Here is a 10,858-nt window from a genome sequence, read left to right as displayed (position 1 = left end):
GCTGCCCTTCCGATCACTGCGCGGACAACTGGGCTGCTTCAACGCGTCCGCGGATATGGCCAGCGCGGAGGTACTCCATGGTTGAACTCGATAAGGCACAGCAGCTCACGACGCAGATGCGCAACATGCGTGAGCACATGCGCTTCGTGTGGGGCGAGAAATACCCCGTGAAGATCGGGGCCTGGCAGCAGACGATCGCCAAGACGGCAGAGCGTATGCATCTCAAACCGCTCCAGGCGGCGATCCGACTGGCCAAGATCGCGGAGGACGACGCGTATGCGGTGATCGCCGTCATGGCGGCCTACGTGGAGTCGATCGACCCCAGCACCGAGGCGGTACCACAGGGAGCTGCGGCATGAAGCAGCAGCCTCGCCTCGCTACGTGTATCGGCTGCGGTTGTCACGACTACGCCGCCTGCATGAACGAGCAGACAGGCGAGCCCTGCTGGTGGATTCGTCTCGATCGCACCGCGGGACTCGGCGTCTGCAGTGAGTGCGGTAGCCACTCCGCGCGATGGGATTCCGGGGATCGGACATCTGGGCATGGAGCTTCGACATGACTGCGGAGATCCGGGTTGGCAACTGCATGGACGTGATGCACGGGATGCAGGACAGCAGCGTGGATGCTGTCGTAACCGACCCGCCTTACGGGTTGGGCTTTATGGGCAAGGATTGGGATCGCGGCGTGCCTGGTGTCGCCTACTGGGCTGAAATGCTGCGCGTGGCCAAGCCCGGTGCTTACATGCTGGCCTTCGGTGGCAGTCGCACATATCACCGGATGGTGTGCGCGATCGAGGATGCAGGCTGGGAGATCCGCGACGAGATTGCCTATTTCTATGACGGCACCGAGCGCGATGCGTTCCTGGACAGCCTAGACGAAAGGCAGCGTGAAGCTTTCTTGGCGGCTTTCGGTCGCCCAAGCACGGTGCACTGGGTATACGGCTCCGGCTTCCCGAAATCGCACAACGGCCCCTGGGGCGGAACCGCACTGAAACCCGCTCACGAGCCCATCGTGGTCGCACGCAAGCCACTGATGGGCACGGTGGCCGCCAACCACGCAGCCTTCGGCACCGGTGCGCTAAATATCGATGCCTCGCGCATTGCATCGGATGCCACCGAGGTTGAGCCGCGGGGACGCGCGGGGGAGCCGAGCAGCGCTCGCAGGTACACCACCCGAGGAGCCACCAATATTGCGGCAATGCCTGGCCCGCGTGGCGGGGGCGCCGCTGGCCGGTGGCCTGCCAACGTGATCCATGACGGAAGCGATGGTGTGGTGGCCAACTTTCCGCGCGAGGCTGGTGCATTCGCACCTGTGCTTGGCTGCGAACCTTCCGCGGCCAACAAATCTGTTTTCGGCCAAATCAACAGGCACGCGGCGAACGCATTCCATGGAGACAGGGGGAGTGCTGCACGCTTCTTCTACTGCGCCAAAGCCGATCGTGCTGACCGAGATGACGGTTGCGAAGGACTTCCCCCGCAGGCGCTGCGCTGGTCGGACGGTGACGCCAATCCGGGCAGCTTCCAATCCGAGGGCACCATGCGTGCTGCGAGAAACCACCACCCCACAGTGAAGCCCACCGATCTGATGCGCTACCTCTGCAGGCTGGTGACACCTGCGGGCGGGCTTGTGCTCGATCCGTTTGCGGGTTCGGGCTCAACCGGCCGTGGTGCCGTGGCTGAGGGTTATCGCTTTCTTGGCATCGAGCTAAGCCCTACCTATGCAGACATTGCGCGGCGCCGTATCGCCGCCATCCAACCCGGGCTTCCCTTGGAAGTAACCGCATGAGTGACCAAGATCCACCGCCCGCTGAGGCCACATCCATGACGCGACCCGGCACTGGACGCTTCACGCATGCAGCGCTGTGCGCGATTGCGGCACGGTGGCTGCGACTCCCCAACTCCAGAGGTGGTCACGGTTGCCAAGTCGCGCTTTGCGAGCCGCGGACAGGCTACCTTGCCGGCGAGATCCCTGACGCCATCGGATTCCGTGTCTCCATGCCAGGTGCAGGTAGCGTCGTGGTCGAGTGCAAGACATCGCGTGGAGACTTCCTCGCGGACGCGAAGAAGCCGCACCGCGCCGCGGAAGGCATGGGCCTGTATCGCTACTACCTGTGCCCCGAAGGGATCATCAAGCCCGATGAGGTTCCTGACCGCTGGGGACTTTTGACCGTCAACAAGCGCGGCACTGTGCACGCTCTCTGCGGAGCCGTGGCTGCGATTCCGTATCACACGGCTACAGCGAGCTGGTCTGATTTCACGGCCACCCAGCACGAGTGGGAGCACTCCCGGGATGCGGCGCGAGAAACTCTGCTACTCACATCCATCCTGAGTCGCGTCGGCGACGTCGACGCGGCCAACCTGCGCATCCGCACTGCGGAAGCTCGCTACACATCTCTCGCCAAGCGCTTCGACAAGCAGCGCGAGGAGATCGGCCGGCTGCAAGCGCAGATCTACGCGCTCACCGCGAAATGTGCGGAGCGTAAGGACTTACCGACCTTGGCAGAGGCATTCCATGGATAGCACGGACAACTCCAACGTCATCGAGGTTGGCGATTTCCGCATCGCCCGCAAAGCAGGACGCTACTGGCCAGGGAAGCACTGTCTGCAGAACGGCGACTGTCTGCACAAGCGGCTGACATTCGACGAGCACGGGAACATCGTCACATGCGATGACTGCGGCAAGCAGATCGATCCCGCATGGGCGCTGAAATACATCCTCGACGATTACAGCCACGAGTTCGAGAAGCTACGCGCGAGGGAGCACGAACTGCAGGAACGAACGTCCAAATCCATCGTGCTGATCGCCGCGCGCAAGGTCGAAGACGCGTGGCGGAAACACGACACCGTGCCGACGTGCCCCCATTGCAGCCGCGGCATTTTTCCGACTGACCACTTCGGCTCGACGCAAGTCAGTAAGCGGATGGAACAGCTTCGCCGAGAGCGCGAGGCGGAGTCCAAAAGGACGGGCCAGTGAACTTGGAACACCTCGAATATGCGGTCAAGGCTCGTGTCGCCTGGTGCAAAGCGACGAACAATCCGCTCGGTTTCGCGTCGTGCGATGAACATGCTTCCAGATCGGGGCACCTCGCCTTCGTTGCGCGCTGCAAGCAAGGCTGGGTCGGGGACGTCCCCGAGATACCCGCGTTATTGGCAGACATTCCTCGGCTTGCCGCCGCATTTAGCAGGGGCGCCCGCCAGACAAACGTGATTACCAGGCACGTACTTCGCGAGGGGCGCTTCCCTCACGTCATCCAGATCGTCCGCGGGCTGGATAGCCGCCTCTGTGTTGAGTACGGCGATCCATCCGGCACTCGACGTGAGCGCCTTGCCTCCGCTGAGACCTACAGGGATGCCGAGACCATCTTCAACACGTTCATTCGCGACTGGAACCAGTGCGAGGCCGAATACGTGGCTGATGGGTTGGCATTCCATGGCCAATACGACGACGACTGAGCCCATAGCCACAGCACCACTGAGCATTCCTCACCACCGTCTTCAAGTGCACATACCAGCTTCAGATCGAACGGGAGAAAACGAAAGCATGACCGCCAACAAGCAAGACCGCCTGCAGCTCATTCGACGCGCGGCCCAGGGCGAGGACATCACAACGCCTGCGTCCGCACCGGCGGCCAAGCCTTTCCGCAAGCGGCGGCGGTGGGAGTTGGCGCCCACCATCCCGCCGCGCTACGCCGGCCGGCACCCCGCCCTGGCCAACCCGATGTTCACCACGCTCAGGAGTTCGTCATGAGCCCCGCCAAGCCAGCGTTAGTCCCCGTCAGCTCGGCCGCCGTGAAGTGGCTGGCAAATGGCCAACGAGGAACCAGCAGCGAGACCATCTTCACGCACTTGACCGGCATCGTTGCAACGAGCGGGTATGAAAGTCACCCACACGATCCCGCCGACCTCGGGCGTTGCCGGCGCCTGCTTGAGCAGGTGCCTGAGCTGCGCCATGCATTCAGCCGCATGCGCGACGTCTCGCCCATCTGGAGTCGCTTGGTCGACGAATGGGGCCTGCTGAGCGAAATGATGGATCTCGAAGCGCCTGATTGGCGCAAGGGTAGAGGCACCTGCCCGAAAACCTACAACCGCATGAAACAGATCGGCTGCTGAGGATCACTCGATGCCTCATCCGCAACAGCTACCCAACTGGACGATGCCGGCGACGCCTCAAGGTTACGACGAGCCTGTTGCTGTCATGGATGCGGAAAATTCCTCCTCGTGGCGGCCTGATTTCGTTGCTTGGGAAAGAGCAGGCTTCTGGGAAAGCACAGGTTTTGCCTCTCAGGACACGGATGTTCCACGCAACGCACTTCCGGCCTGGCCGTGGCGGGACGGCTTCGTCCCTACGCCCAAGGACTGGCAGAGCATCGGATTCCTTCCCTTCGTCTAAACCCTCCTCGCATGCAGCCTCGCTGCCAAGGATCACTATGCCCTTCTTCAAGAACCTCACCTTGTTCCGCTTCTCTCCCGCCGTCGCCAAGGATCTGCAGCGCCTTGATGAAACGCTCAACGACCACCGCCTGCGACCCTGCGGCCCGCTGGAAATGTTCACGAAGGGCTTCGTGCCGCCGGTGGGCCGCGAGGAGCACGATCCAATCACCCAGTCGGTGAGGCACTTCACCCTGCTCACCGTGGGTGGCGAGGACAAGATGCTGCCGGCCGCGGTGGTGAACGAGGAGCTACAGCGCAAGATTCGGAAAATCACCGAGCAGGAAGGCCGCAAAGTGGTCGGACGTGAGCGCAAGCGCCTGAAGGAAGACATCCTCACCGAGCTGCTGCCACGAGCCTTCGTGCGCAGCTCCCGCCTGCCCGCCTACGTCGACACCAAGAGCGGCTGGCTCGTGCTGGATACATCGAGCCGCAAGTCGGCCGAGGACGCCATTTCGCAGATCCGCGAGGCGCTGGGCAGTTTCCCGGCCGTCCCACTGGCGCCGGAAGAAGGCCCGCGCGTACTGCTGACCGACTGGCTGGCCAACGGCACGCTGCCGGCCGGCCTCGCTCTCGGCGACGAATGCGAGCTGCGCGACCCGGCGACGGCAACCGGCGCCATCTCGATCTCGCGCCGGCAGGATCTGGGTGCCGAGGAGATCAAGGAGCACCTGCGCAACGGCAAGCAGGTGTTCCGTCTCGGCCTCGTGTTCGACGAACGACTCAGCTTCGTGCTCGGCGAAGACCTGGTGGTGCGCAAGCTGAAGTTCCTCGACGTCGCCCTCGACGGCCTGGGTGAAAGCTTCGAGGATGCCAAGGCTGAGGCGGATGCCACCTTTGCCCTGCTCGCGAGCGAGCTGGAGCGGCTGCTGGACAAGTTGCAGGGGTGGTTTGGCCTCCCGCGTCCCGCAGACGGTTGATGGCCATGGACGTCGCACAGCTCCATCCCAGCCGAGCGCGAGCGTATTCCACGAATCTTCATCGCTGGCTGCGTATGCGATCGCGGCAATGCGTGACTGGCGGCATGATCGCCGACCACGTGTTCCGCGTAACCGCCGAGAGCGCGCTGTGCCGGCGCTACGGATTCGCCGTTGGCGAGCTGGTCATCGGCCTCCCCTACAAAGATCCGCCTTTCGCGAAGGATTTCGGCGGCGTGCGACTTATCCAGGTACTGGTTCTGGGCAGCGAGGTCGACACGATGTGCCACCTCGGCGGCGCGGAGGGGCTGGAGCACGTTGCTGACTTCTGGGAGCGCTATGCGGCCATCGGCCGCTGTGTGATCGATCCCCAGCACACCGAGCATTTCATCGACGACGGCGACCGCTTCATTGTCCGCGGCGATCACCGCTCATGCCGATGGTGTGGTGCTGAACAGCACAAGGCCATTCGTACCAAGGTGGTCGAAGTCGAGACGTGGGAACCGGCAGCAGCCTGCTCATGAAGACGCCTTGCGCCACTGGAAGCATGACGCACCGCTTGATATCCGAATCACACTGGAAATCCCCATGACCACACTCGTCATCGTTGAATCCCCCGGCAAGCTCAAGAAGATCCGCTCCATCCTCGGTAACGGCTACCGCGTGGAGGCTTCCGTGGGGCATGTGCGCGATCTGCCCCGAAATGACCTGGGCGTGGAGCTAACCACCTTCAAGCCCCTCTACGAGAAGACCGTGCGCGGCAAGGAGGTGCTACAGAAGCTCGCCGCGGCGGCTTCATCATGCGACCGCGTGTTGCTGGCCACCGACCCGGATCGCGAAGGTGAGGCAATCGCGTGGCACCTGGCCGATGCCCTCAAGATCCCACAAGCCAAGCGCATCACCTTCCAGGCTATCGAAGCCGGCCCGGTGAAGGCCGCGCTGGCATCGCCCCGTGCGATCGACATGCAGCTGGTGCACGCCCAAGAAGCGCGCCGGGTGCTTGATCGACTCGTGGGTTACATGGTGAGCCCCGCGCTCTCGGACAAGATCGGCCGCAAGATGTCGGCCGGCCGTGTCCAGTCGCCCGCGGTGTTGCTGGTGGTGCTGCGAGAGCGAGAGATCCGCGATTTCAAACCCACCATCCACTTCGGTGCTGTGCTGACCTTCGCCGGCGAGTGGACGGCCCAGTGGGAGACCAAGCCGCACCTGGCCAAGGATGAGTCCTACTTTCTCGATGGTGAGTTTGCGAAGCAGGTGGCGGCCGTCCGGGAAGTGCGGGTCACCGCCTTCAAGGACAGCCAGAGCAAAGCAGCTCCGAAGCCACCCTTCACCACCACCACGATGCAGAAGGCCGCCCAGGCCGCCCTGAAGCTCAAGCCAAAAGCCACCATGGATCTCGCGCAGAAGCTCTACGAGCAGGGCGCGATCACCTACCATCGCACCGACACCCCCAATCTGTCGACGGACGGCTACAAGGCACTGGTCGCCTACGCTGCGACCGCCGGCATTCCGCTGGTGGACAAGCAGCGCACCTGGAAGGCCAAGGAGAGTGCGCAGGAAGCGCACGAAGCCTGCCGGCCCACGCACTTCGAGGAACGCGAAGCGGGCGAAACGCCCGAGCAGAAGGCGCTCTACCGCCTCATCTGGGCGCGAGCCGTTGCGTGCCAAATGCCGGACGCCGTGTATGCCGTGCGCACGGCCCAGCTAACCGCGACACGCCTCACTGGCCCCACGGGCCAGCCCGTGACGTTCCTCGCGCGCGGGAAGACGCTCACGTCGCCAGGCTGGAAGGCGGTCTACGAGGAGGCCAAGGAGCCCGCTGGCGATGGCAAGGCCAATACAGCCGAAGGGGATGACGTCCCGGACGACAACCCCGTGCCGGCATTGCAAGTCGGCGGCGCCGCTACCGCCGTCAAGGGCAAGGTCGAGCGCCTCTCCACCAAGGCACCCAAGCGCTACAACCAGACCTCCCTGGTTGAGGAAATGGAACGCCTTGGCATCGGCCGCCCGTCGACCTATGCCGCCATCCTCCAGAACGTCTTCGATCGCGGCTACATCACCGAGGACAAGAAGGACTTCCTGCACGCCTGCCCTGACGGCGAGGCACTGGTGGACGCGCTGGTCGGCAAGTGCCGCTTCATCGAACTGGACTACACCCGTGCGCTGGAAGATCACCTGGATGCGATCGCGCAAGGCAAATCCCGGTACCTCTCGGTGGTCGGCGACGCGCATCAGCAGCTCGCCGGCGAGCTGGTCACGCTCGGCCAGGGCGCGGCACCTGCTCACCCCTGCCCGTCGTGCGGCAAGCCAATGCGCCGGCGTGCTGGCAAGAAGACGGGCCATTTCTGGGGATGCTCAGGTTACCCCGAGTGCACAACCACCCTCCCGGACGACGACGGCAAGCCAGGCGCCCCGCGCCCCGCGAGCGAGGTTGCCGTACCGAAGGCCGCGCCGGCCGCCGGCGAGCACCACTGCAACGACTGTGGCAAGCCGCTGCAGCACCGGCAGGGCAAGAGCGACAAAGGTGCCTACGACTTCTGGGGCTGCACCGGCTACCCGAAGTGCCGCACCACCTACCGCACCGGGCCTGACGGCCTGCCGGTGCGCTGACCGGCCATGGCTGTTTACGTCGACGAAGCGGACTGGTCATGGCGCGGACGGCGCTGGGCGCACCTCATGGCCGACTCTCTGAATGAGCTGCACGCCTTCGCCTTCAGGCTCGGCCTCAAGCGCGCCTGGTTCCAGGCCAAACCTGGTGGCGCCGCGCATTACGACGTCACGGACACCGTGCGAGCGCGGGCGCTGGCACTGGGCGCCGTGGCTCTGGTGCGCCCGGGCGATAGCGAAACCCTCAAGGCGGTGATCCGCCGGGCTCGCGAGCAGCTGCGCTCGCCGGAGTTCGTGGCATCCAAAAGTGAGGAATAAGCGATGGATCTGACCAAACTCCCTCCTGCCGCTCGATCTGCCGCCATGCGCGGCGGTACCGAAAACTGGAGCGCCCACGGATCGTCCCGCGAGCACGTGCGCTATGCCCTTCCTGCGCCACCCCGCTCGCGAAGGCGCTGCAGCTGCGGCTGCGGACGCCGCGCCTCGCATCGCGGTATGGCCAACGGCGTCTGCCTGCTCAGCGGGTGCGAGCTGTCCATACGGCGCTGGGTCAAGACAGGACTTTGAAGTGAGCTTCTTTCACCTTACACGCTCCTTGGCTGGCCCCTGATGCGCAAGAACGTTGTAGAGCAGATCTCCGCACCCACACCCTCGACACCGGCAAGCGTGGGCGAGACGTGGGCTCGCCTATACAACGTGCCGCCGCAGCACGTGCGCGCCGTCAGCCATGCCTATGCGGAGCAGGTGCAGATGCGACGCGTCTGGGCTCGCGAAGGCATCTGGAAAGGGGTTCCGACCGTCCTCGCCCGCCTCGGCGATGTGCATGTGCTGGCCACAGCCAACGGCTACCACCTTGCTGCAGAAGTGCCGGCCGGCCGCGGTCTTCGTCGCCCTCGATGGTTGCACTGGCCTCTGCAGCTTGAACAGCTCGATGAGCGGTTCACGGATGCCGCTGACTATGTAGCGCGCATCCACGCGAGCGCACCCTTCAAGAAGCATCCTGTACTGCTGACCTCGTTCGCCTCCTGGGCGCGCAGCACCGCGACAGCGCTGGCCTATGAGGATTTGGCGACGGCGCTATCTGCCGTCCTCCCGCGCGGTGAAGTACGTCAGCGCCTCACGCACGCCAGCGTGAAGGCGACGAACGCGTATGCCCGAGCCCGTCATAGCTTTTATCTGAGACAACTCGGAGCGACCCTCCGTGCACTACGCACGGTTATGCCTCCCGAGGTGCAAAAGACACTATGGGGCATAGGTGTGTATGATTTTCGGCTAGCCAATTGGCTGATGGAATGCGAAACCCGTCGACGTTACCGCGCCCAGGCTCTCCGCGTGCAGCCTCTATTGCTGCCCCTCGCCCTACTCGGCCAACCCTACGACGCTGACGCGCCCATAAGCGCGCTTGCGCCTGCAAGAGGCTTGACGCCGCACGAGATCTTTCCCCCAGCCTTCGACCGCGAACTCGAACCCATTGAATTCCTCGCTACGCAATGCGAACTTGCGTTCCAGAAAAAGCGTGCCGCTGCCATCGAACTCCGGGAAGCGATCGATGCGGGCCGGCCCTGGTTCGCAGCGTTGCATGGCTTCCTGGAAATAGCCGTTGGGAGTGTCCCACTCTCGCTGGCCAATGTCCGATGGTTGGCGGGGCGCTCACCCCGATTCCTTTCCTGGTCGCGGTCAGGCGGGGAGGTTTTCCAGGACAAGCTCGGTATGGTGCTGGACACCGCCGAACGGCTCCCCGGAAACCGTCGCCCTGTGACCTGGGCTGCCTGGCAAGTGTTTGAGCAAGTCACCCGCCTACTGCCGAATTTCGCACCTTCCCTGCTCAAGGGCATGCCATGCGCGTGGACGGACGCAGCCTGGAGCGACGCTCGCGACCGTTTGAACGGTACGTTGACCGATGCCTTGTGCTGGGCCATCGGCGCCTACGTGGACAGCGAAGACGTTCAACATCTGCAACGCTGGTTGGCACAACATGCCACGCTTCTGCAGATCATGAATTTTGCGGACAGTGCGCACCGGCTCCGCGATGCAGTTACGGCCGGATTCCGGCAGGAGCAGGCGAGGGACGACGATAACGTGATCCGCTGGAACGGCGCCCTTCCTAGTGGCAGGTTTGTGCACCAGGATCGCGTTATCGTAGAACTGACCACGGCCGAAGGGTTAGACGATGAGGGGGAATGGCTACGCCACTGCGTTGGCACGTATGGCCCTGCATGCGTCGCCGGCCGCTGCCGGATCTTCTCGGTGCGCACAATAGCGGGAGAGATTCTAAGCACACTGGAGGTTGGTCAGCAGCCAAAGTCCAAGAAGAACAGCACGCCGGAAATCATGCAGCGGCAACATCTCGCGGCCCGCAATCGTCCTCCGTCTGCGGCTTGTACCGCCGCGGTGGACGCCTTTCTTCATGCCGCCCGTCGCGGCGCCGTGCCGATCAACATGGATTGGCCACAGGGCCTCATGCCCGAGGATCGTAGGCGCGGCGAGCTAGCGCAACGCGTGCATGAAGCGGTGGCGGCGGAGCTGTTTCGCCGCTGGCCCGCCCTGAAACGATTCATCAAGGAGACCAAGCACACGTGAAATTGAAGGCTTGCTGCACCTGGATCACCTTCCACGATGGCTTTCTTGCCATCTGGAATAGGGGCTGCTCTTCTCACACACCTATGCCGCCGCAGGTGCTGATCGATTGGGATCTGGCCAAGAAGCACTGGCAACGCTACGCGATGACAGGCGGAGAGGCGGCGCGCATGCAGCTTCGGGCTTTGTCAGACGACGTGCCCTATCGCTATAACTTCCCGCGCCCGCCTGACGATGACGGTGGCGGTGGCCCGGACGTACCATTACCGACGCCGCCCTCACCCTTCCCGGTGCTCGCGCCAATGGATCGCTAACGGCCCATCAGGAGGA

The 10,858-nt window shown here is 63.8% G+C and carries 14 protein-coding genes; all 14 read left to right on the top strand.

What is annotated here, in order from left to right; all coding sequences use genetic code 11:
• Nucleotides 1–77: 77 nt before the first annotated feature.
• Nucleotides 78–359, top strand: a complete 282-nt coding sequence (locus AB7849_RS09540; protein ID WP_369500996.1) for a hypothetical protein — start codon at nt 78–80, stop codon at nt 357–359.
• A 196-nt stretch (nt 360–555) separates the two neighbouring features.
• Complete coding sequence (locus tag AB7849_RS09535; RefSeq protein ID WP_369500995.1) at nt 556–1,785, top strand: DNA-methyltransferase; 1,230 nt, start codon at nt 556–558, stop codon at nt 1,783–1,785.
• Nucleotides 1,782–2,519, top strand: a complete 738-nt coding sequence (locus AB7849_RS09530; protein WP_369500994.1) for a hypothetical protein — start codon at nt 1,782–1,784, stop codon at nt 2,517–2,519. Before AB7849_RS09535 ends, AB7849_RS09530 begins: the two co-directional genes overlap by 4 nt.
• Nucleotides 2,512–2,973 carry a hypothetical protein gene (locus AB7849_RS09525; RefSeq protein ID WP_369500993.1) on the top strand — a complete coding sequence of 154 codons (462 nt, stop codon included), beginning with the start codon at nt 2,512–2,514 and terminating at the stop codon, nt 2,971–2,973. Before AB7849_RS09530 ends, AB7849_RS09525 begins: the two co-directional genes overlap by 8 nt.
• Nucleotides 2,974–2,975: 2 nt before the next feature.
• Entirely contained in the window at nt 2,976–3,452 is a 477-nt protein-coding gene (locus tag AB7849_RS09520) for a hypothetical protein (RefSeq protein WP_369500992.1), read from the top strand.
• 88 nt (nt 3,453–3,540) lie between these two features.
• Nucleotides 3,541–3,747, top strand: a complete 207-nt coding sequence (locus tag AB7849_RS09515; protein WP_369500991.1) for a hypothetical protein — start codon at nt 3,541–3,543, stop codon at nt 3,745–3,747.
• Complete coding sequence (locus tag AB7849_RS09510; RefSeq protein ID WP_369500990.1) at nt 3,744–4,109, top strand: hypothetical protein; 366 nt, start codon at nt 3,744–3,746, stop codon at nt 4,107–4,109. Before AB7849_RS09515 ends, AB7849_RS09510 begins: the two co-directional genes overlap by 4 nt.
• Nucleotides 4,110–4,119: 10 nt before the next feature.
• A complete protein-coding gene (locus AB7849_RS09505) occupies nt 4,120–4,389 on the top strand; it encodes a hypothetical protein (protein ID WP_369500989.1) in 270 nt (89 codons plus the stop codon).
• Between the two features lie 37 nt (nt 4,390–4,426).
• Nucleotides 4,427–5,347 (top strand): recombination-associated protein RdgC, encoded by a 921-nt coding sequence (locus AB7849_RS09500; protein WP_369500988.1) that lies wholly within the window; start codon nt 4,427–4,429, stop codon nt 5,345–5,347.
• A gap of 104 nt (nt 5,348–5,451) precedes the next feature.
• Nucleotides 5,452–5,868, top strand: a complete 417-nt coding sequence (locus tag AB7849_RS09495; RefSeq protein ID WP_369500987.1) for a hypothetical protein — start codon at nt 5,452–5,454, stop codon at nt 5,866–5,868.
• A gap of 64 nt (nt 5,869–5,932) precedes the next feature.
• Complete coding sequence (gene topA / locus AB7849_RS09490) at nt 5,933–7,954, top strand: type I DNA topoisomerase (protein ID WP_369500986.1); 2,022 nt, start codon at nt 5,933–5,935, stop codon at nt 7,952–7,954.
• Between the two features lie 6 nt (nt 7,955–7,960).
• Nucleotides 7,961–8,269: a DUF4031 domain-containing protein gene (locus AB7849_RS09485; protein ID WP_369500985.1), complete on the top strand. Its 309-nt coding sequence runs from the start codon at nt 7,961–7,963 to the stop codon at nt 8,267–8,269.
• Nucleotides 8,270–8,560: 291 nt separating this feature from the next.
• Complete coding sequence (locus AB7849_RS09480) at nt 8,561–10,531, top strand: PcfJ domain-containing protein (RefSeq protein ID WP_369500984.1); 1,971 nt, start codon at nt 8,561–8,563, stop codon at nt 10,529–10,531.
• Entirely contained in the window at nt 10,528–10,842 is a 315-nt protein-coding gene (locus tag AB7849_RS09475) for a hypothetical protein (protein WP_369500983.1), read from the top strand. The genes AB7849_RS09480 and AB7849_RS09475 overlap by 4 nt, the downstream gene beginning before the upstream one ends.
• The last annotated feature ends 16 nt before the right edge of the window (nt 10,843–10,858 follow it).

Source organism: Rhodanobacter sp. FW021-MT20 (assembly GCF_041107475.1).
Lineage (GTDB): Bacteria > Pseudomonadota > Gammaproteobacteria > Xanthomonadales > Rhodanobacteraceae > Rhodanobacter_A > Rhodanobacter_A glycinis.
This window is presented reverse-complemented; position numbering and strand designations above follow the sequence as displayed.

Coding starts and splice junctions, on each gene's coding strand:
- AB7849_RS09540 (WP_369500996.1), top strand. CDS start 78: ATGGTTGAACTCGATAAGGCACAGCAGCTCACGACGCAGATGCGCAAC.
- AB7849_RS09535 (WP_369500995.1), top strand. CDS start 556: ATGACTGCGGAGATCCGGGTTGGCAACTGCATGGACGTGATGCACGGG.
- AB7849_RS09530 (WP_369500994.1), top strand. CDS start 1,782: ATGAGTGACCAAGATCCACCGCCCGCTGAGGCCACATCCATGACGCGA.
- AB7849_RS09525 (WP_369500993.1), top strand. CDS start 2,512: ATGGATAGCACGGACAACTCCAACGTCATCGAGGTTGGCGATTTCCGC.
- AB7849_RS09515 (WP_369500991.1), top strand. CDS start 3,541: ATGACCGCCAACAAGCAAGACCGCCTGCAGCTCATTCGACGCGCGGCC.
- AB7849_RS09510 (WP_369500990.1), top strand. CDS start 3,744: ATGAGCCCCGCCAAGCCAGCGTTAGTCCCCGTCAGCTCGGCCGCCGTG.
- AB7849_RS09505 (WP_369500989.1), top strand. CDS start 4,120: ATGCCTCATCCGCAACAGCTACCCAACTGGACGATGCCGGCGACGCCT.
- AB7849_RS09500 (WP_369500988.1), top strand. CDS start 4,427: ATGCCCTTCTTCAAGAACCTCACCTTGTTCCGCTTCTCTCCCGCCGTC.
- AB7849_RS09495 (WP_369500987.1), top strand. CDS start 5,452: ATGATCGCCGACCACGTGTTCCGCGTAACCGCCGAGAGCGCGCTGTGC.
- topA (WP_369500986.1), top strand. CDS start 5,933: ATGACCACACTCGTCATCGTTGAATCCCCCGGCAAGCTCAAGAAGATC.
- AB7849_RS09485 (WP_369500985.1), top strand. CDS start 7,961: ATGGCTGTTTACGTCGACGAAGCGGACTGGTCATGGCGCGGACGGCGC.
- AB7849_RS09480 (WP_369500984.1), top strand. CDS start 8,561: ATGCGCAAGAACGTTGTAGAGCAGATCTCCGCACCCACACCCTCGACA.